This is a genomic window from Roseicyclus marinus (genome assembly GCF_036322625.1).
Classification (GTDB): domain Bacteria; phylum Pseudomonadota; class Alphaproteobacteria; order Rhodobacterales; family Rhodobacteraceae; genus Roseicyclus; species Roseicyclus marinus_A.
This window is the reverse complement of record NZ_AP027266.1, coordinates 3,208,645-3,228,000: the sequence shown is the minus strand read 5'-3', so window position 1 is coordinate 3,228,000 and position 19,356 is coordinate 3,208,645. Positions and strand designations below refer to the sequence as shown.

Genomic DNA, 19,356 nt, shown 5'->3' with positions numbered 1-19,356 from the left:
TGCGCCGATATAGGCGGTCAGCGCTCCGGGTGCCAGCCCGGCGGCACATCCACGCTGTCGAACCACGGCTTGATGTCCAGCACCGGCGTCCCGTCCCAGGCATCCGTCGCATCGATGCCCAAAACCCCCGCTTCCATGTCGATCGAGGTGATCACGACAGTTCCCAACGCAATGGGATTGGGCCTGACGGGGCTGCGCAGCGCAAAGGTTCCCTTGATCCCCCGGTCATGGTGGGGGTTCTGGATCAACAGGTCGCGCTCGCCCCGGTCCACCCAATACAAGAGCTGGATCGCCTGTCCCACCCGCAACCCGGTCAGCGCGGGCGCATAGACGGGGTCCAGCTCCACCCGCGCGCCCTGTCCCGTCTCTCGCGCCAGCCGCAGGTTCTTGGGCGCGGTGCCCTTGCCCCAGGGCGACCGGATGCGCCCGACAAAGGTGATCCCCGCCTCGGCGCGCGTGGCGGGGTCGAAGGGCAGGGCGATCTCGCCCTCCCGCCTCACAAGATGCCCGCGTGCCGCATCGCCGCCGCCATCTGCGCCTTGGTCGCCTCCGACAGGCCGGTCAGCGGCAGCCGCACCTCTTCCGAACAGCGCCCCAAAAGCGACAGGCCGTATTTCGCCCCGCAGACGCCCGGTTCGGTGAAAATCGCCTCGTGGAGCGGCATCAGCTTGTCCTGATAGGCCAGGGCCGCCGCGTAATCGCCGGCCAGCGTCGCCGCCTGCATCTCGGCGCAAAGCCTTGGCGCCACATTCGCCGTCACGCTGATGCAGCCGACGCCGCCCTGCGCGTTGAAGCCCACGGCCGTCGCATCCTCGCCCGACAGCTGCACGAAATCCGTCCCACAGGTCATGCGCTGCTTGGGCACGCGGCTCAGATCGCCGGTCGCATCCTTCACGCCCACGATATTGGGCAGCTTGGCCAATTCGCCCATCGTCGCGGGCAGCATGTCCACGACCGACCGGGGCGGGATGTTGTAGATGATGATCGGCATCCCGATCTCGTTCAGCGCCGAGAAATGCGCGATCAGCCCCTTTTGCGTGGGCTTGTTGTAATAGGGCGTCACGACCAGCGCTGCATCCGCGCCCACCGCCTTGGCATGTTCGACGAACCGGATCGCCTCGACCGTGTTGTTGCTGCCCGCCCCCGCGATCACCGGCACGCGGCCCGCCGCGGTCTGCACGACCGCCTCGATCACCTGCTCATGCTCGGCATGGGTCAGCGTCGGGCTTTCCCCGGTCGTGCCCACCGGCACCAGCCCGGTCGATCCTTCGGCGATCTGCCACTCCACCAGCCGTTTCAGCGCGTCGAAATCCACCGCGCCGTCCTTGAACGGCGTGACCAGCGCAGGCATCGAGCCCTGGAACATGACACGCATCCTTTCGTCGAGAGAAACCGCCGGCATCCCCGGTCGGCAAATTCGCGCGGACACTAGCGATGGCGCGCGGGAATGCCAAGTTCGTGTGTTGCACCCTCGGCGGCTGGCCCTATCCTCGGGGCCGACACGCGATAGGATACCGAATGATGCGACATCTCCTGCTTTGCCTTGTTCTCGTGCTCGCGCCGCTCCCGGCCCGTGCCGACCAGCAGGCAGAGGCGTTGGGCCTTGCCCTTGCCGCCTTGTCGCGCGGTGATCTCGACCTTGCCGCACAGGCCGCAGCCCCGATCACCGATCCCGTCGCGCGCGACATCGTCGAATGGACCCGCCTGCGCCGGGGCGGGGCCGATTGGGCCGATCACATCGCCTTTCTCGACCGCAATCCCGATTGGCCGGGCCTCGATTACCTCCGCTCGCAGGGTGAGCCGTCGATCCCCGAAAACGCCGATCCCGCCCGCGTGCGCGCCTATTTCGCCACCACCCCGCCCACCACCGGCGCGGGCGCGCTGGCGCTGGCCCGCGCGCATCTGGCCACCGGCGACCAAGCCGCCGCCGAGGCCGAGGCGATCCGCGCCTGGACCACCATCACCATGTCGGGGGATGAGGCTGCGGCGCTCCGGGCGGCCTTTGGCCCGGTCCTGAACGCGGGCAGCCACCACATCGACCGGCTCGACCATCTCCTGTGGGAAGGGGCGGCCGAACGCGCCCGCGCCATGTTCCCCCTGGTCCCCCAAGGCTGGCAGGCGCTGGCCGAGGCGCGTCTGGCGCTGCGCGCGCGCCAACCCGGTGTCGATGCCCTGATCGAAGCGGTTCCCGCCGATCTCGCCGATGATCCGGGTCTTGCCTATGAGCGCTTTCTGTGGCGCATCGGCGCGGGTTTCTGGGACACGGCGGGCGACTTGATGGCCGAGCGGTCTGGCTCCGCCGCAGCCTTGGGCCGCCCGCGTGCCTGGGCCGACCGCCGCGCCGATCTGGCGCGCGACGTGATGCGCGAGGGGGCATTCGAAACCTGCTACGCCTATGCCGCCAACCATCATCTCGACCGGGCCGAGGATTACGTCGATTTCTCCGAACTCGAATGGCTCGCGGGCTATTGCGCCTACCGTCTGGGCCGCAATGACACCGCCATCACCCATTTCACCGCCTTCCGCGATGCCGTCTTTTCCCCCATCTCGATGGGGCGCGCGGGCTATTGGCTGGGCCGCGCCCACGAGGCCGCAGGCAATGCCGCGCAAGCCGCCGAAGCCTATGCGCTGGGCGCGCGCTACCAATCGAGCTTTTACGGACAATTGGCGCAGGATCGCGCCGAATTGCCCGTCGATCCCGCCTTTCTCGGGACCGAGACCTACGGCGATTGGCGGCAGGCGCCCTTCACCGGCTCCGAGGTCTTTCACGCCGGTCTCCTGCTCTACGAAGCGGGCGAACGGACGCTCGCCGCGCGCTTCCTCACCCATCTGACCGAAAGTCTCCCGCGCGATCAGGCGGGGATGCTGGGCGATTTCGCTCTCGACCTGGGCGATGCCTATCTGGCGGTCCTGATCGGCAAACGCGCCGCACAGGCGGGCGATGAAATCATGCGCCCCTATTACCCGGTCGTCCCCGCGCTGGCCGAGGCCGATCTGCCCGCGCCCGCGCCTTTCATCCTCGCCATCGCGCGGCGCGAATCGGAATTCAACCCGGCGGTGGTCAGCCCTGCGGGGGCGCTGGGCCTGATGCAGGTCATGCCCGGCACCGCGCGCGATACGGCCCGCGATCTGGGCCTCGACTATTCGCAGAACCGCCTGCTCGACGATCCCGCGCACAATGCGCTGATCGGCTCGACCTTTCTGGCCGGTCTTATCGAACGCTACGACGGCAACCCCGTGCTCGTCTCAGCCGCCTATAACGCGGGGCCAGCGCGGGCGGCGGAATGGATCGAGCGGTTCGGCGATCCGCGCCAGGCCCAGGACGTGGTGTTCTGGATCGAGGCGATCCCCTTCACCGAAACCCGCAACTACATCATGCGCGTGACCGAAAGCCTCGCGATCTACGAGGCGCAGCTGACCGGGCGCTTGCCCGAACTGGGGCTGGCCGAACGGCTGTCACGCTAGCGCATGTTGCGCAAAAGTGGGCACCGGTTTTGTGCATCCAGAACATGCGACAGAAAACGCATGTTGCGCAAAACTGGGCACCGGGCCTGAACCTTGGCCGAACATGCAATATCAAGGGTTGCCGCAGGTCACCTGACAAAGCCTGCGCGCGACCCGCGCCACGGCGTCAGGATGCCGGGCCGAAGGTTTCGCAGGGTATCCCGCGCGCGGTCAGCCGTGCACAGGCGCGCGCGGCCTGATCCTCGGTCATGCCCTGGAACCGGGGCTCGTAGCCGCCGTTGCGTTGCACCACGCGGCGCAGGGATTGCTCGAAACTCGTGACCTCGCTGAGCGCGGTCCGCAACAAGAGCCTTTCGGCGGCATGATGCGAGGGTTGCGGCCCCAGCGACACGCCGAACAACCGCTCCCCCGAGGAAGACGCCCGCGTGACGATCTCGGGCCCGGTCGGCTGCGCGGGGCCTGTCGGTACCTGCGCCGGACGCGGCGGCACGGCAAGGCTCGCAACCTGCGTGACCGGCTGGTCGGACGGGGCGGGGGCAGGGGCGGGTGCCTCTGCGACCTCGATCACCGGGCCGCTGTCTTCGGGCCGGGGTTCGGGGGCGCTTTCCGCCAATTCCGGTTCTTCGCTTGTCTCAAGCGCGGCCTCGGCCAGTTGCGCTGCCGCTCCGGCCCCTTCGACCGGCGGCGCGCTCTCCTCGGGCAAGGCTTCGGCCTGCGGCTCGACCTCCGGCACGGCGGCAAGGATCGTATCCGGGCGCGGCGCAGGCGTCATGCCGGTCGGGACATCGCTCTCGCCGTCGGGCTCGGCCGCCATCGCCTCGCCCACCGCCTGTTCGATCGCCTGCAACAATTCCGGTGCCGGGGGGGCGCTTGCCACCAATGCGGGCACCGCGCCCGGCCGTTGCAGGGGCCGGATCGAGCGTGACACAAGCCCGCTGGGCCGCGTGACCTGACCAATGGGCCCATCGGGGTCCCCGTCATTGTCATAGACCGGCAGCGACGGGCGGCGCTCGGTCGCCCGTGCCGGGGCCTGCGCAAAGCCAAGGTCCAGCAATTCCATGATCCGCTGGTTGCGCCAGGCTGCCGATTGCCCGCCGAAAACCGTGGCGATGATCCGCACGTTGCCCCGTTCCGCCGAGGCGACAAGGTTGAACCCCGCCGCGCGGGTGTAGCCCGTCTTGATCCCGTCCGCGCCGCGATAGGCGTCCAGCACCGCGCGGTTCGTGTTGCGGATGCGCGCGATCCCGGCATCCTCCTCCCGGCGGGAGAAGATGTTGTAATATTCCGGGTAATCGTAGAACAACCGCCGCCCCAGGATCGTCATGTCATGCGCGGTCGACAGGTGGCCCTCTTCGGTCAGGCCATGGGCATTGCGGAACGTGGTCCGCGCCATGCCGAGCGCGCGGGCGGTGCGGTTCATCCGCCGCGCAAAAGCCGCCTCGGACCCCGCGATCGCCTCTCCGATGGCCGTCGCCGCATCATTGCCCGACCGGATCGCGGCGGCGCGGATCAGGTAGCGGAAGCGGATCGTCGATCCGGCCCGCAAGCCCAACCGCGACGGCGGCTCCGACGCGGCGTGCTGCGAAATGCGCACCTGCGTATCCAGCGTGATCTCGCCCAGCCGGATCGCCTCGAAGGCGATATAGAGCGTCATCATCTTGGTGAGGGATGCCGGGTGCAGACGCGTGTCGGCATTGCGCGAATGCAGCACCTCGCCCGTGCGCGCATCCATCACCATCGCCGCATAGGGCGCGGCGCGCAGCGGCAGGGCCGTCAGCGTCACGACGCACAACGCGATCAGCCCCAAAAGGGCCGCAAGGGTCGGTCTATGGTGCACGGAGCCTGCTCGCTCTGCCTCGGGGTGCCGTCTGTTGCGGCGGTTAACGGAAGATTATGCCATTTTCTTGTTGAAATCCATCGGATGCGCCGAAAAAAAGCCGAATCTATCGAAAGATGTGAGACCCGCTCGATATAGTGTCCCGGTCGCGGCGTCCCACATCATCCATGCCCCCCTGCGGCAATACACGCAAAAGGCGAAACGGCGCGTGGCATCGGCGCTCCGCCTCTGGTAGAACCGGCCCGAGACGAGAGAGGACCGCCCCCGTGAAGGACAATTACGACGACCGCAAAACCCGCGCCTCCGCGTGGTTCCGCAGCCTCCGCGACGATATCGTCGCCGCCTTCGAGGCGCTCGAGGACAGCCACGGCGGCGACCAGCCCGCAGGCCGGTTCGAGGTGACCGAAACCAAGCGCCATTCCGACGACGGCTCCGATGCCGGCGGCGGCCTGATGAGCGTGATGCGCGGCGGCCGCGTCTTCGAAAAGGTCGGCGTGAACGTTTCGACCGTCTATGGCCAGCTGGGCGATCGCGCCGTCGCCGCCATGTCCGCCCGCAAGAACATGGACGGGCTGCGCGCCGATCCCACCTTCTGGGCCTCGGGCATCAGCCTTGTCGCCCACATGCAAAACCCCCACGCGCCCGCCGTCCACATGAACACCCGCATGTTCTGGACACCCGTGGCCCATTGGTTCGGCGGCGGCTCCGACCTGAACCCCGCCATCGAATATGCCGAGGATACCGCCCATTTCCACGGCGTCCTCAAGGATCATTGCGACCGCCACAGCGCCGATGCCTATGACCGCTACAAGGCCTGGGCCGACGACTATTTCTACGTCCCCCACCGCCACCGCGCGCGGGGCGTGGGCGGCATCTTCTACGACGATCTCAACACCGGCGACTGGGAGGCCGATTTCGCCTTCACCCAGGATGTGGGCCGCGCCTTCCTTCCGGCCTTCGTGCCTTGCGTCGAACGCCGCCGCCACCTGCCCTGGTCCGATGCCGACCGCGAGGCGCAGCTGGTCCACCGCGGCCTCTATGCCGAATACAACCTCGTCTATGACCGCGGCACCAAGTTCGGGCTGGAAACCGGCCATGACGCCAATGCCGTCCTGATGAGCTTGCCGCCCATCGCGAAATGGACCTGACAGCGACCTGACGACGACCTCAGCGGGCGGGCCTAACCCGCCAACAGCTTGCGGTAGATCGCGGTGATCGCCGCGGCCTCGCCCGCGATGTCGAACCGCGCGACCGCATGGGCCCGCGCATCCTCGCCCTGGAGCAGCATCTCGGCCGGGTTCTCCAGGTATCCGCGCACGGCCCCGGCCATTGCGCCGACATCCTGCGGCGCGATCAGCGCCCCGGTCCGTCCCGGCACCACCAGTTCCTCGAAGGCGCCGACCCGTGTCGCCACCACCGGCACGCCGCAGGCCATCGCCTCCAACGGCGTCAGCCCGAACCCCTCCCAGCGTTGCGGCGCGACGAACAGGTCCAGCGCCCGGTACCAATCCGCGATCTCGTGGACCGGCACCTCGGGCTTGAACAAGATGCGATCCTCCAGCCCCGCGGCCAGAACCTGTTCCCGCAACCCCCGCTCATAGGCGCGATGCTTTTCGGTCGCGCGCCCCATCACGATGGCACAAGCGCCCGGGAATTCCGGCAGCACCTCGATCATCGCCTTGACGAAATCGCCCGTGCCCTTCTGCGCCCGGATGCGCCCGAAACAGCCGATCAGCGGCCCGGCAGGCAGGCCCATCCGCGCGCGCAGCCCCGCGCGATCCCCGGCCGGGGCGAATCCCGTCAGGTCGATCCCGTGCAAGATCACGTCCGAGGGCCGTTCAAGATATTCCGCCGTCCGCCGCGAGGTGGAAATCACATGATCCATCTGCCCGATCAGCCACTTGCTGTAGCGCGTGTGACGCCGCTGCGAGGCCGAGGTGAACAACAGCTTCAGCCGCTTGCCCAACACCCGCTTGAGCAAGATGCCCGCCAGCATCTCGGAATTGCGCCGCGCATGCCAGACCCGCGCCCCCGACGGCCCCTCCCGCGACATGGTCAAGAGCGCCCGCATCGGCACCTGCGGCACATGCGGCGGCAGGGCAGGGGCCACGGCGGCAATCGCGATATCGCGCGCCTGCAACGGCACCAGCCGCACGACCGTCGCCGTCACGCCCGACAGGCGTTTCTTGAAATTGGGGGCCAGCACGTCGATCGTGGAAAGGTCGGGATGATCCATGGAGGCTAGGCCTAGCCCGCGCCGACCCCGCGAACAAGCGGGGACCTGCCGACACCACGCATCGGCCATCGGCGGATTGCAGCGCTTCACGCGCCCCTCCCGGTTTCGTGTCCGCCGCGCCGGTTGAACACCACCCCACGCTTCATAGCCTGAAAGACAACCGCCTGCGTGCCGGGTGGTCCCAACGACAATGAAACCACAAGGAGTGCAGATATCATGTCCCGTTCAACCCTGCTCGCCGCTGGCCTTTCGAGCTTTGCCGCCCTGCCTGCCTTTGCCGGCGGCCTTGCCGAACCCGCGCTCGCCCCCGTCGCCGTCGCACCGGTGCCCGTCGTCTCGACGATGGACTGGACCGGCCCCTCGGTCGGTGTGCAGCTTGGCTATGGCGATGTCTCCACCTCGGGGGCCGCGGCCCTCGACGGCGATGATGTCCTCTATGGCCTGCGCGCCTATTACGACTTCGACTTCGGCGACTACATCCTCGGCGGTGGCCTGCAATACGACAGCACCGACATCGCGCTGGGCAGTGTCACCACCGTCGATTCGGTCACCCGTCTGGGGGCCCGGGCCGGTATCGACCTTGGCCAGAACTGGGCCTACGGCACCGCCGGTTGGGCACGCGCCGAAACCTCCGCCGCCACGGTGGGCGACAGCAACGGCTGGTTCGCGGGTCTGGGCTACGAGGTCTTCGTCGCCGACAACGTGACGCTCGGTGCCGAACTGCTCTACCACGACTTCAGCGATTTCACCCTCGCAGGCCTCGAAGCCGATGCAACGACCGCAGCGCTTTCGGTCAATTTCCGCTTCTGATCCTCACGCGAAAACCGGCGCGAAATCCGTGCCAAGACCCTCGGCGGCCACGTTGCCGCCGAGGGCCGCCACAGCCCCCAGCCGCCCCAGCTCATCGGCGCATTTCGCCGCCGCGCCATTGCCCCCGGTGAGCAACGTCGCCCGGTCATCGATCCGCGCGACATAGGGATATCCCGTCTTGGTGAAGGTGACGGCACAGGGCAGGGTCAGCACCCGTTCGATCCGCATGTCGGGCATGACCCTGACCAGATCGGCCAAAAGCGATTGCCCGGCTTCTGCGCCGCCATTCGTCTTGAACCACGCGTTCAGCCCATCGCCGCTATGTGCCTCGGGGCTCGTCCATTCGCCCCCGATCTTCACGTAGATGCGCCCGTTCGGGTAGCGGATCGGCGGCAACAGGTAGCGGTCGGTCGGGTCGTTCTCCGGCACCCAGATCAGGCTCGGCGTATCCTTGAGCCTTTCCGCCTCGGTTTCCGAAATCTCGGCCAGCACCACGGTGCGCTGGAACACCCGCATCGCGGGCCGCGCCATGCCGAGCGGCGCGGCCGTGGCCCAACCGCCTGTCGCCACCACCACATGCTCCGCACTCAGGGCCCGCCCATCGGCAAGCGTGACCGTGCCGCCCTCGCGGTCGACCACATGGCGTGTCACGACCTCCGCCCCCGCCTCCAGCGCCAGCGCCTCATGGGCGCGGCGCATCGCACGCGGGTCGACATGGCCGCCCAGCGGGTCGAACACACCCCGGCTGCCGTCGGGCAGGGCGAACATGGGAAAGCGCTTGGACAGCGCCGCGCCGTCGAGCGGTTCATGCACCAAACCCAGCGCCCGGGGCGTCTCGTGGAACCCGGCGGTGAAACCCGCCATCGCGCCGTGGTCCAACCCCGCCATCACCCCGCCGCATTCCGTGTAAAAGCCGATGCCCGTCCGCGCCTCGATCTCGCGGTAGCGCGCCAGCGACCGGCTCGACAGCCGCGCCCAGACCGGATCATGGGCGATGGTGCGCGTGATCCGTCCCGCATCGTGGAAACTGCCAAAGGGTCCGTCATGCCGCGCCGGGTCGCTCGGCTCGTCCGGTCCGACCAGCGTCACGCGGCACCCCGCCTCGGCCAGATACCGGGCACAGGCGGTGCCCATCAGGCCCCGACCGATCACCACGAAGTCCACGCGCATCCCCTGCCTCCGTCCCACTCCGACGATCGGCTCCGAGACTGACGTGAAAACATCGTGAAAGGCGAGGGGGGCCGTTCACCTTTCGGCAGGAAAGACGCCGCGATCTCAACCTTTCGGTAGGGATTGCGCGGCGATCTTTACCGCCCGTTTACCTCCCCGTCGCCCGATCACCCCCGGATCGTCTCCAGCAGCAGGTGCACGTTCTCCGGATCGGCATCCGGCGTGATCCCATGGCCAAGGTTGAAGATATGCGGCCCGCCCTTCAACGCATCCACGATCCGGCGCGTTTCCGCGACCAGCGCCTCGCCGCCCGTGACCATGTGCTTGGGGTCCAGATTGCCCTGGACGCAGCCATCGGGTTGCAGGTTCTCGGCCGCCCAAACCGGATCGATCTTGGTGTCGATCGCCAGCCCGTCGGCGCCTACAGCCTTGGCAAAGCCCACATATTTCTCGCCCGCCTCGCGCGGGAAGGCGATGACCGGCAGATCCTTGTGCCGCCGCTTCAACTCCGCCGTGATCCGTTTCGCAGGCTCCAGCGCATAGCGGTCAAAGGCCTCGCCCTTCAGCGATCCGGCCCAGCTGTCGAAGATTTTCACCACTTCCGCCCCGGCCTGCACCTGCATGTCGAGGTATTCGATCGTCGCTTCCGTCAGCAGGTCGATCAGCGCCTCGAAGGTCGCCTTGTCCCCCTCGCGCAGCGCGTGCGCCGGTGCCTGGTCGGGCGTTCCGCGCCCCGCGATCATGTAGGTCGCCACCGTCCAGGGCGCGCCGGCAAAGCCGATCAGCGTCGTTTCCTGCGGCAATTCGCGCGACAGGATACGCACCGTCTCATAGACCGGCGCCAGATGCTCGTGGATATCGTCCTTGCCTTTCAAGGGCTTGAGCCCTTCGGGTCCGGTGATCGTGGACAGGCGCGGGCCTTCGCCCGTCTCGAACCACAGATCGGCCCCCAGGGCCTGCGGGATCAGCAGGATATCGGCGAACAGGATCGCCGCGTCGAAGCCGTAGCGCCGGATCGGCTGCAGCGTCACCTCGGCGGCAAGCTCGGGATTGTAGCACAGGGACAGGAAATCGCCGGCCTGTGCGCGGGTCGCGCGATATTCCGGCAGGTAGCGCCCGGCCTGCCGCATCAGCCAGACGGGCGGCACATCCATCGCCTCGCCCGCCAGCGAACGCAGGAGTTTCTTCCGGGCCGTCTGGGGCGCGTCAAACATGGGGATTGTCCTTCGGTCGGTCTTTGGACAGGAATTGTCCGCGCCCGTCAGTCTGTCAACCCGAGGGTGATTGTCAAGCAAAGTTGACAGGTGTAGAAGGATCGACATGACGACCAACCTGCCGACCCCCGCCCAACCGCTGCGTATCGGAACCCGTGGCTCGCCCCTCGCCCTGGCGCAGGCGCATGAAACGCGGTCGCGTCTCATGGCCGCCTTCGACCTGCCCGAGGGCGCCTTCGAGATCGTGGTGATCAAGACGACAGGCGACGACCGCACCCTGATCGACGCCGACATCGCGCTCAAGACCTTGGGCGGAAAGGGACTTTTCACCAAGGAAATCGAAGAGGCGATGCTGGACGGCTCCATCGACATCGCCGTCCATTCGATGAAGGACATGCCGGTCCTGCAGCCGCCCGGCCTGCTGCTCGATTGCTATCTCCCGCGCGAAGATGTGCGCGATGCTTTCGTGTCACTTTCCCATGACAGCCTGGCCGATCTGCCCCAGGGCGCCCGCGTCGGATCGTCCTCCCTGCGGCGACGTGCCCAGCTTGGGGCGCGCCGTCCCGACCTTCAGGTTGTGGAGTTCCGCGGCAACGTGCAGACCCGGATGAAGAAACTGGGCGATGGGGTGGCCGATGCGACCTTCCTCGCCATGGCGGGCCTGCGCCGTCTGGGCCTGACCGATGTGGTGAAATCCGCGATTGCCGTCGAAGACATGCTGCCCGCCGTGGCCCAGGGTGCCATCGGCATCGAACGCCGCGCCGACGATCTGCGCGCTGCCGCGATGCTGGAGGCCATCCACCACGGTCCCACGGGCCAGCGGCTTGCCGCCGAACGCGCCTTTCTCGCCGGTCTCGACGGGTCTTGCGAAACCCCCATCGCGGGCCTGGCCGAGCTGGATGGCGGCACGCTGCGCCTGCGTGGCGAGATCTTGCGCCCCGACGGGTCCGAGGTTCTGACCGATGACCGCAGCGCCCCGATCGAGGATGGCGCAGCCCTTGGTGCGGCCATGGCCCGCGATCTGAGGGCGCGCGCGGGCGAGGGATTCTTCGACTGGATCGCCGCCTGACCCAAAGGGGTGGCGTTCCGAACAAACTGCTCTTAATTGTGTTACCGAGCGAAATCTTCGTGATTTCGTCTTTAGTTGTGTGCCATTGGGCGGTATGTTCATGTCCAAGATATCCAGGCCCTGCGCAGATGCAGGTTGAGACCACGCCCCTCCCCGGCCTTCTGGTGATCACGCCGGCGCGGTTTGGCGACCATCGCGGGTTTTTCGCCGAGACCTGGAGCCGGGAAAAACTTGGCGCCCATGGCGTCACCACCGATTTCGTTCAGGACAACCATTCGCTGTCCGCGCAGGTGGGCACGCTGCGGGGCTTGCATTTCCAGCGCCCGCCCCGCGCGCAGGCCAAGCTGGTGCGCTGCGGGCGGGGGGTGCTTTTCGACGTGGCCGTCGATATCCGGCGCGGCTCGCCCAGCTACGGCCAGTGGTTCGGGATCGAGCTGAGCTTCGAGAACGGCAGGCAATTGTTCATCCCTGCGGGCTTTGCCCATGGTTTCGTCACCCGCACCCCGGATACCGAGATCATCTACAAATGCTCCGACAGCTACGCCCCCGAGACGGAGGGCGCGCTGGCCTGGAACGACCCGGACATCGGCATCGACTGGGGCCTTGGCGAGACCGCGCCGATCCTGTCGGCCAAGGATGCGGCGGCGGGGGCTTTCGCCGCCTTCGACAGCCCCTTCACCCATGACGGTGCGGCATCATGAAGCTGATGGTGACGGGCGGCGCGGGGTTCATCGGTTCGGCCGTGGTGCGGCTTGCCGTGGCGCGCGGGCATGCGGTCGTGAATGTCGACAAGCTGACCTATGCCGCCTGTCTCGACAATGTCGCCCCCGTTGCCGCCTCCAACCTCTACAGCTTCGAACAGGCCGATATCTGCGACCGCGCCGCGATGGACCGGATCCTGGCCGATCATCGCCCCGATGCCATCCTGCATCTGGCGGCTGAAAGCCATGTGGACCGCTCCATCGACGGGCCGGGCAGCTTCATCGACACGAACATCACCGGCACCTACAGTCTGCTCGAGGCCGCGCGCAGCCATTGGACCCGTCAGGGCAAGCCCGATGGCTTCCGCTTCCACCACATCTCGACCGACGAGGTTTACGGCACCTTGGGCGAAACGGGCCTCTTCACCGAAGACAGCCCCTATGCCCCGAACAGCCCCTATTCCGCGTCAAAGGCCGCCTCCGACCATCTCGTCCGCGCTTGGCACGAGACCTATGGCCTGCCGGTCGTGATGACGAATTGCTCGAACAATTACGGGCCCTACCACTTCCCCGAGAAACTGATCCCGGTCGTGATCCTGAACGCGCTGGCGGGCAAACCCATCCCGGTCTACGGGCGGGGCCTGAACGTGCGCGACTGGCTTTTTGTAGAAGATCACGCCGATGCGCTGCTTCTGGTCTGCGAAAAGGGCAGGGTGGGCCGCAGCTACAACATCGGCGGCAGCAACGAACGGCGCAACATCGATCTGGTCCGCACGATCTGCGCGCTCCTTGATGACCGCCGCCCGACCCATGCGCCGCATGACCGGCTCATCACCTTCGTCGAGGATCGGCCCGGCCACGACCTGCGCTACGCCATCGACGCCACTCGCATCCGCGACGAACTGGGCTGGCAGCCGTCGGTCACGGTGGAGGAGGGGCTGGCGCGGACGGTCGACTGGTATCTCGCCAACGAAGACTGGTGGCGCGCGTTGCAAGCCCGCGATGGCGTGGGGCAGAGGTTGGGGAAGGTGGGCTAGGTCATGCCGCTTGCCTTCGTTCAGGGTAAACTTCTGCATTTCGCGCATGTGCCCCGCTGCGCCGGGACAGCGGTCGAGAATTACCTTCATGCGCGTTTCGGTCGGCTGGCCTTTCTGGATCGGCAATTCAATGCGCTATCACCGGCTGAACGCTGGTCCCAGACATCGCCGCAGCATGTCGAGAGCGCGGCCTTCGACCGGATCATTCCCCGGCCTTGGATCGCGCATCGCTTTGCCGTCGTGCGTCACCCGCAGGCGCGCATTCTGTCGGTATTCCGCTTTCAGCGCGATATCGAACGTCGGATTCCGCCGCGCCTCGGTTTCGTGGATTGGATCACGCGGATCGCGGCCTCTTTGGCAGAGCGCCCCTTCCAATTCGACAATCATGCAAGGCCCGCAACCGATCTTGTGCCGACCGATGCCGTGGTGTTCCGGCTCGAGGATGGGCTGACCCCGGTCATCGATTGGCTGGATCAGATCGAAGGCGCAAAACGCGGCCCGCGCGACATCGCGCCCGCCAATGTCCTTGAGAAAGTGCGCGATCATTTGGGCCGCAAGGCGCTGCCCGAGCCGCAGATTTGCGAGGAGTCGCAAGAGGCCATCGCCCGGATCTATGCGGCGGATTTCGAAAGGTTCGGGTATCTTCCCGCTGCCCCCGGTGCCGCGGCACCCATCCCGGAGGATCGCCCATGATCCTCGTCTTCGGCACCACGGGTCAAGTCGCCACAGAACTGCGCGCGCTGGCCCCCGTCTTGGCCCTTGGCCGCGACGCCGCCGACCTGACCGATCCCGCCGCCTGCGCCGCCGCGATCGAGGCGCACCGCCCTAGCGCGGTGATCAATGCCGCCGCCTATACCGCCGTCGACCGCGCCGAGAGCGAGGAGGATCTCGCCACCACGATCAACGGCGATGCCCCCGGTGCCATGGCGCGGGCCTGTGCCGATCTTGGCATCCCCTTCGTCCATATCTCCACCGATTACGTCTTTGCGGGCGATGGCCAAAACCCGTGGCAGCCAGAGGATCCCACCGGGCCGCTCGGGGCCTATGGCCGCTCCAAGCTTGCCGGCGAAACAGCCGTGCGCGCGGCGGGCGGTGCCCATGCGATCTTGCGCACATCCTGGGTCTTTTCCGAACACGGCTCCAACTTCCTCAAAACCATGCTGCGGCTCGGGGCCGAGCGCCAGGTGCTGAACGTCGTGGCCGACCAGATCGGCGGGCCCACACCCGCCCGCGCCATCGCCGCCGCTTGTCTCTCCATCGCCGATCAACTGGCCGAGACCCCCACCAAGACCGGCACCTACCATTTCGCAGGCGCGCCCGACACGTCCTGGGCCAGTTTCGCCCGCGCCATCATGGCGGTGGCCGAACTCCCCTGCCGGATCGTGGATATCCCCTCCAGCGCCTATCCGACGCCTGCGACACGCCCCGCCAATTCCCGCCTCGATTGCAGCGCCACAACCGTCGTCTTCGGCATCGACCGGCCCGATTGGCAGGATGCGACGCGCGCGATCGTCACCTCCCTGACCCAGCGCAAAGGCACAGCCTAGATGACACGCAAGGGCATCATCCTCGCCGGCGGGTCCGGCACGCGGCTTTACCCGATCACCATGGGCCTGTCGAAACAGCTTTTGCCGATCTACGACAAGCCGATGATCTATTATCCGCTCAGCGTCCTGATGCTGGCGGGCATCCGCGAGATCGCGATCATCACCACCCCGCAGGACCAGGACCAGTTCCGCCGCACGCTGGGCGATGGCAGCCAATGGGGCCTGTCGCTGACCTATGTCCCGCAACCAAGCCCCGATGGGTTGGCGCAGGCCTATATCCTCGCCCGCGATTTCCTGAACGGCGCGCCTTCGGCCATGGTTCTGGGCGACAACATCTTTTTTGGCCATGGCCTGCCCGAGATCCTGGCCGAGGCCGATGCGCGGACCCATGGCGGCACGGTCTTCGGCTATCGCGTGGCCGATCCCGAACGCTACGGCGTGGTGGATTTCGCCCCCGACGGATCGGTGCGCGCCCTGATCGAGAAACCGGCCGATCCGCCATCCCCCTTTGCAGTGACGGGTCTCTACTTTCTCGACGGCACGGCCCCCGACCGCGCGGCACAGGTAACGCCCTCGGCGCGGGGCGAGCTGGAGATCACCAGCCTTCTGGAAAGCTACCTCCACGATGGCACATTGCGCGTGACCAAGATGGGGCGCGGCTTTGCCTGGCTCGACACGGGCACCCATGCAAGCCTGCTTGATGCGGGCAATTTCGTGCGCACGCTGGAACAACGCCAAGGCATGCAGACCGGCAGCCCCGACGAGATCGCCTTTGCCCAAGGCTGGATCACCGCCCAAGACCTCGCCACCCGCGCCGCCCTGTTTGGCAAGACCGATTACGGACGCTATCTCGTGTCCCTGCTGTAACTGTAACCCGCGTAACGATCACACCAGTCCGAAGGAGCCGGTTCCCGGTGTTCTTCCGCCTCCACGCCCTGTTCCTCAGATATGTCGCCCACCATGCCGACCGGCTTGGGGGCTTCAGCCTGTCGCGGCACGGGGGCAAACCGCTTGGCCATGTCGAACAGATCCGCCGCATGCCCGGTGCGATCTGCCTGATCGGCTGGACGGCCGCGCCCTACCTGCGCGTGAGCTGGCCGGGGGGCGAGATCACCGCGATCCCGTCCATCCAGCGCGCCGACGTGATGCGACGCTGGGGCTATCCGCTTGAAACCGGCTTCCAGATCGAGGTGCCCGAGGGCCAGCGCCCGCTGACGCTGCATGTCCCAAGATCATCGGGGGACGAGATCGCCTTGCCGGTGCCCCATCCCTCCGATCCGCCCACGCCTGCCGCCCTGCGCCGGTTGCGCCGGGCCTTTCTCCTGGGATTGCTGCGCGCCACCCCGGCGCTCTTCACCTGGATGGCCACCCATAACCCGGCCGCGCGCATCCGCATCAAGCAGGTTCTGGGTCTGGAAACGGTGGCCGAGGGTCTGCCGCTCGATCCGCGCTATTTCGCCCCCGCAACCCCACCCCGCGCGCTCGATCCGGTCACGATCATCCTGCCGGTGCACAATGCCTTCGAGGTGCTGCGCGAAACGCTGCGCCGGGTCGCGGACCATACCGATGTGCCCTGGCATCTCGTCTTGATCGACGATGCGTCGACCGACCCCCGCGTGCGCCCCTTCCTGCGGGCTTGGGTCGATGACCACAGGGGACAGGTGACGCTGATCGAACTGGACCGGAACCTTGGCTTCGTGGGCGCGGTCAACCGCGGCTTCGAAGAGGCCGAAGATCACAGCGGCCATGTCGTCTTGCTCAATTCCGACGCCCATGTCCCCGAAGGCTGGGCCTCGCGGCTGATCGCGCCCTTCCAGCAGGACAGCACCATCGCCTCGGTCACGCCGATGTCCAACGATGCCGAGATCTTCTCGGCCCCCGTGATCTGCGAGGCGACGCCCCTGCCCGAGGGCATGATCGACCGCATCGATGCCGTGGCCCAAAGCCTGTCCGTGCCGGGCCGCCTGCCCTCGACACCCACCGGCGTGGGGTTCTGCATGGCGATCAGCAGCCGCTGGTTCAGCCGCCTGCCGCGCTTCGATCCCGAATTCGGGCGCGGCTACGGCGAAGAGGTGGATTGGTGCCAGAAGCTGCGCGAACGCGGCGCGCGCCATGTCTGTCTTCCGACGCTTTTCGTCGAACATCGCGGCGGCCAGAGCTTCGGGATCGAGGCGAAGAAATCCATGGTCCCGCGCGCCAATGCCCTGATCGCCCGCCGGTATCCCGCCTATGACACCGAGGTGCAGGCCTTCATCGGCAGCGATCCCTTGCGCACGCCGCGACTGGCGCTTGCCATCGCCGTGGCCGGGGAGCTTGGCCTCGACGCCCTGCCTTTGTTCATGGCCCATTCGCTGGGCGGGGGCGCCGAACATGCGCTGGCCGCCGAAATCGACGCCCGGACCGCCCAAGGACATCATGCCTTGGTCCTGCGGGTGGGCGGCTCGACGCGCTGGCAGCTGGAATTGCATGGGCCATCCGGCATCCTGTCGGCGGCAACCAGCGATCTTGGCCATATCCGCCGCCTGCTCGACCCTGTTCCCGCCCTCAGGATCATCTATTCCTGCGGTGTCGGGGATCGTGATCCGGTCAGCCTGCCCGATGCGCTCCTGTCGCTGCGCCGCCCCGGACATCCCGACACGCTCGAGGCGCGCGTGCATGATTACTTCATGATCAGCCCCTCCTATTGCCTGCTCAATGCCGACGGCAGCTATCGCGGCCCGGTGCGGGGCGATTGCAGCGACCCCGCCCACCGGGCGCGCCGCCCCGACGGGACCCACGTGACCCTGTCGCACTGGCAGGGGAAATGGCACCATCTTCTCCGGGCCTGCGTCGAGGTGACGGTGTTCTCGGATTCCAGCCGCCAGCATCTCTTGCAGGTCTATCCCGATCTTGCCGAAAGGATCGTCTACCGACCCCATGCGGCCGTGGTCCGGATCGAGCGGATGCTGCCGCCGACCGCCACGGGGCCGGGAACACTGGGCGTGCTGGGCAATCTCAATCGCCAGAAAGGGGCCGCTGTCCTGTGCGCGCTGTCGGCGCGTCTGGCGCGGCAGGGTGGGCCACGGACCGTTCTGATCGGCAACATGGACCCGGCCTTTTCCCGCCCGCCCAGCCTGAAACTGCACGGAACCTATGACCGCGCCGACATCCGCCACCTGGCCGAACGCTACGGTGTGACGGCATGGCTGGTCCCCTCGATCTGGCCCGAGACCTTTTCCTTCGTCACCCACGAGATGCTGGCCACGGGCCTTCCGGTCTATGGCTTCGACATCGGCGCGCAGGGCGAGGCGCTGCGCCGCGCCCCGAACGGCATCGCGGTGCCCTTCGACCCGGACGGCGACCATGTCGCGACGCTTTTGGGGGTGATCACAGGCCCCGGTGCCCGTCAGGGCATCCCGATCAACGCAGACACAAGAGAAGCAGCTGAATGACCGACCCTCACCTTGTCTCCGACACGTTCCCCGCCGATGATCGTCCGCTTTTCATCGTGGGCTCTGTGCGGTCGGGCACCACCCTGTTGCGCAACCTCCTGCGCCGGGTGCCGGGCTTCATCTGCCCCGAGGAAACGCATTTCTTCCGCTGGTCCGAACCGTTCCGCACACCGCACAGCTACCAACCGCATCGCAACAGCGCCCTGCTGCGCAAGCACCGCGAGATGGATGGCGTCCCCGAAGAGGTGTTTCAGGCGCTCCTGGTCGACAGCCGCGACAAGGTCGAATTGCAGCGCGGCTACATCACCGCCTTCGCCCGGGCAAAGGGTCTGACCGGTCCCTACCGCTGGTTCGACAAGACACCGCAGAATTTCTTCGGGGCGCCCCTGATCGCCCAACTGATGCCCAAGGCCCGGTTCCTCCACCTCGTGCGAAATCCGCTGAATGTCGTGGCCAGCCTCGTTCTGGGGCGTCAGGTCAAGGTCACAGACATCCACGGCGCCTGCAATTACTGGATCGAGGCGGTGCAGTTCATGACCACGGTCGAGGCCGCCTATCCCGCGCGCGTGCTGACCGTCCGCTACGAAGATCTGGTCACCGATGTGCCGGGCGTCTTGGCGCGTATTCTTGACCATGCCGATGTCTCGGCCCCTGCGGGTCTTTATTCCGCGGCTGACGTGCATGGCGAACGAAACCTCTGGCGTCGGGCGCTGGTCGACGGTCTGGCCGAAGTGGTGCTGGAACGCTGCGGGGATTTGGCCAAGCGCCATGGCTATGACCTCTCCGCCGATCTTGCATTCGGCAGCAGGCTTCGCTGAGCCCAACACCGCCTGCGTCAT

At 67.1% G+C, this 19,356-nt stretch carries 17 protein-coding genes; 11 read left to right on the top strand and 6 right to left on the bottom strand.

Annotation, left to right across the window (positions count from 1 at the left end; translation table 11 throughout):
- Window positions 1-17: 17 nt before the first annotated feature.
- Window positions 18-500, bottom strand: a complete 483-nt coding sequence (locus AABA51_RS15660) for a TrmO family methyltransferase domain-containing protein (protein WP_338273041.1) — start codon at window positions 498-500, stop codon at window positions 18-20.
- On the bottom strand, window positions 497-1,366 hold the full coding sequence (gene dapA, locus AABA51_RS15655) for a 4-hydroxy-tetrahydrodipicolinate synthase (protein ID WP_338273040.1): 870 nt from the start codon (window positions 1,364-1,366) through the stop codon (window positions 497-499). The genes AABA51_RS15660 and dapA overlap by 4 nt, the downstream gene beginning before the upstream one ends.
- 152 nt (window positions 1,367-1,518) lie before the next feature.
- Between dapA and AABA51_RS15650 the strand changes: the two genes are divergently transcribed.
- Window positions 1,519-3,465 (top strand): lytic transglycosylase domain-containing protein, encoded by a 1,947-nt coding sequence (locus AABA51_RS15650; protein ID WP_338273039.1) that lies wholly within the window; start codon window positions 1,519-1,521, stop codon window positions 3,463-3,465.
- Window positions 3,466-3,631: 166 nt separating this feature from the next.
- Here the strand turns inward: AABA51_RS15650 and AABA51_RS15645 are convergent, their stop codons facing one another.
- Window positions 3,632-5,302 (bottom strand): serine hydrolase, encoded by a 1,671-nt coding sequence (locus tag AABA51_RS15645; protein WP_425328819.1) that lies wholly within the window; start codon window positions 5,300-5,302, stop codon window positions 3,632-3,634.
- 266 nt (window positions 5,303-5,568) lie between these two features.
- Between AABA51_RS15645 and hemF the strand changes: the two genes are divergently transcribed.
- On the top strand, window positions 5,569-6,450 hold the full coding sequence (hemF, locus tag AABA51_RS15640; protein WP_338273038.1) for an oxygen-dependent coproporphyrinogen oxidase: 882 nt from the start codon (window positions 5,569-5,571) through the stop codon (window positions 6,448-6,450).
- A 32-nt stretch (window positions 6,451-6,482) separates the two neighbouring features.
- On the opposite strand, the gene AABA51_RS15635 is transcribed toward hemF, so the two are convergent.
- Window positions 6,483-7,538 carry a glycosyltransferase family 4 protein gene (locus tag AABA51_RS15635; RefSeq protein WP_338273037.1) on the bottom strand — a complete coding sequence of 352 codons (1,056 nt, stop codon included), beginning with the start codon at window positions 7,536-7,538 and terminating at the stop codon, window positions 6,483-6,485.
- A gap of 216 nt (window positions 7,539-7,754) precedes the next feature.
- Between AABA51_RS15635 and AABA51_RS15630 the strand changes: the two genes are divergently transcribed.
- The gene (locus AABA51_RS15630) at window positions 7,755-8,348 is read left to right on the top strand and encodes an outer membrane protein (protein WP_338273036.1); all 594 of its coding nucleotides are present in this window, start codon (window positions 7,755-7,757) and stop codon (window positions 8,346-8,348) included.
- A gap of 3 nt (window positions 8,349-8,351) precedes the next feature.
- Here the strand turns inward: AABA51_RS15630 and AABA51_RS15625 are convergent, their stop codons facing one another.
- A complete protein-coding gene (locus AABA51_RS15625) occupies window positions 8,352-9,518 on the bottom strand; it encodes an NAD(P)/FAD-dependent oxidoreductase (RefSeq protein WP_338273035.1) in 1,167 nt (388 codons plus the stop codon).
- A gap of 167 nt (window positions 9,519-9,685) precedes the next feature.
- Window positions 9,686-10,732 (bottom strand): uroporphyrinogen decarboxylase, encoded by a 1,047-nt coding sequence (hemE, locus tag AABA51_RS15620; RefSeq protein ID WP_338273034.1) that lies wholly within the window; start codon window positions 10,730-10,732, stop codon window positions 9,686-9,688.
- A 106-nt stretch (window positions 10,733-10,838) separates the two neighbouring features.
- On the opposite strand from hemE, the gene hemC reads away from it, so the two are divergent.
- From hemC to AABA51_RS15580, 8 genes are all read left to right on the top strand, one after another.
- Window positions 10,839-11,801: a hydroxymethylbilane synthase gene (hemC, locus tag AABA51_RS15615; protein WP_338273033.1), complete on the top strand. Its 963-nt coding sequence runs from the start codon at window positions 10,839-10,841 to the stop codon at window positions 11,799-11,801.
- Window positions 11,802-11,929: 128 nt separating this feature from the next.
- A complete protein-coding gene (rfbC, locus tag AABA51_RS15610; protein WP_338273032.1) occupies window positions 11,930-12,502 on the top strand; it encodes a dTDP-4-dehydrorhamnose 3,5-epimerase in 573 nt (190 codons plus the stop codon).
- Window positions 12,499-13,539 (top strand): dTDP-glucose 4,6-dehydratase, encoded by a 1,041-nt coding sequence (gene rfbB, locus AABA51_RS15605; protein WP_338273031.1) that lies wholly within the window; start codon window positions 12,499-12,501, stop codon window positions 13,537-13,539. The genes rfbC and rfbB overlap by 4 nt, the downstream gene beginning before the upstream one ends.
- Window positions 13,540-13,542: 3 nt before the next feature.
- Window positions 13,543-14,232 (top strand): sulfotransferase family 2 domain-containing protein, encoded by a 690-nt coding sequence (locus AABA51_RS15600; protein WP_338273030.1) that lies wholly within the window; start codon window positions 13,543-13,545, stop codon window positions 14,230-14,232.
- Entirely contained in the window at window positions 14,229-15,086 is an 858-nt protein-coding gene (gene rfbD / locus AABA51_RS15595; protein ID WP_338273029.1) for a dTDP-4-dehydrorhamnose reductase, read from the top strand. Before AABA51_RS15600 ends, rfbD begins: the two co-directional genes overlap by 4 nt.
- On the top strand, window positions 15,087-15,953 hold the full coding sequence (rfbA, locus tag AABA51_RS15590) for a glucose-1-phosphate thymidylyltransferase RfbA (protein WP_338273028.1): 867 nt from the start codon (window positions 15,087-15,089) through the stop codon (window positions 15,951-15,953).
- 47 nt (window positions 15,954-16,000) lie between these two features.
- Window positions 16,001-18,517 (top strand): glycosyltransferase, encoded by a 2,517-nt coding sequence (locus AABA51_RS15585; protein WP_338273027.1) that lies wholly within the window; start codon window positions 16,001-16,003, stop codon window positions 18,515-18,517.
- Window positions 18,514-19,335 (top strand): sulfotransferase family protein, encoded by an 822-nt coding sequence (locus tag AABA51_RS15580; protein ID WP_338273026.1) that lies wholly within the window; start codon window positions 18,514-18,516, stop codon window positions 19,333-19,335. The genes AABA51_RS15585 and AABA51_RS15580 overlap by 4 nt, the downstream gene beginning before the upstream one ends.
- Window positions 19,336-19,356 lie beyond the last annotated feature (21 nt).

Excerpts from the sequence above, each read along its gene's own strand:
- dapA (WP_338273040.1), bottom strand. The coding sequence starts at position 1,366 with ATGTTCCAGGGCTCGATGCCTGCGCTGGTCACGCCGTTCAAGGACGGC.
- AABA51_RS15650 (WP_338273039.1), top strand. The coding sequence starts at position 1,519 with ATGATGCGACATCTCCTGCTTTGCCTTGTTCTCGTGCTCGCGCCGCTC.
- AABA51_RS15635 (WP_338273037.1), bottom strand. The coding sequence starts at position 7,538 with ATGGATCATCCCGACCTTTCCACGATCGACGTGCTGGCCCCCAATTTC.
- AABA51_RS15630 (WP_338273036.1), top strand. The coding sequence starts at position 7,755 with ATGTCCCGTTCAACCCTGCTCGCCGCTGGCCTTTCGAGCTTTGCCGCC.
- AABA51_RS15625 (WP_338273035.1), bottom strand. The coding sequence starts at position 9,518 with ATGCGCGTGGACTTCGTGGTGATCGGTCGGGGCCTGATGGGCACCGCC.
- hemE (WP_338273034.1), bottom strand. The coding sequence starts at position 10,732 with ATGTTTGACGCGCCCCAGACGGCCCGGAAGAAACTCCTGCGTTCGCTG.
- hemC (WP_338273033.1), top strand. The coding sequence starts at position 10,839 with ATGACGACCAACCTGCCGACCCCCGCCCAACCGCTGCGTATCGGAACC.
- rfbC (WP_338273032.1), top strand. The coding sequence starts at position 11,930 with ATGCAGGTTGAGACCACGCCCCTCCCCGGCCTTCTGGTGATCACGCCG.
- rfbB (WP_338273031.1), top strand. The coding sequence starts at position 12,499 with ATGAAGCTGATGGTGACGGGCGGCGCGGGGTTCATCGGTTCGGCCGTG.
- AABA51_RS15600 (WP_338273030.1), top strand. The coding sequence starts at position 13,543 with ATGCCGCTTGCCTTCGTTCAGGGTAAACTTCTGCATTTCGCGCATGTG.
- rfbD (WP_338273029.1), top strand. The coding sequence starts at position 14,229 with ATGATCCTCGTCTTCGGCACCACGGGTCAAGTCGCCACAGAACTGCGC.
- rfbA (WP_338273028.1), top strand. The coding sequence starts at position 15,087 with ATGACACGCAAGGGCATCATCCTCGCCGGCGGGTCCGGCACGCGGCTT.
- AABA51_RS15580 (WP_338273026.1), top strand. The coding sequence starts at position 18,514 with ATGACCGACCCTCACCTTGTCTCCGACACGTTCCCCGCCGATGATCGT.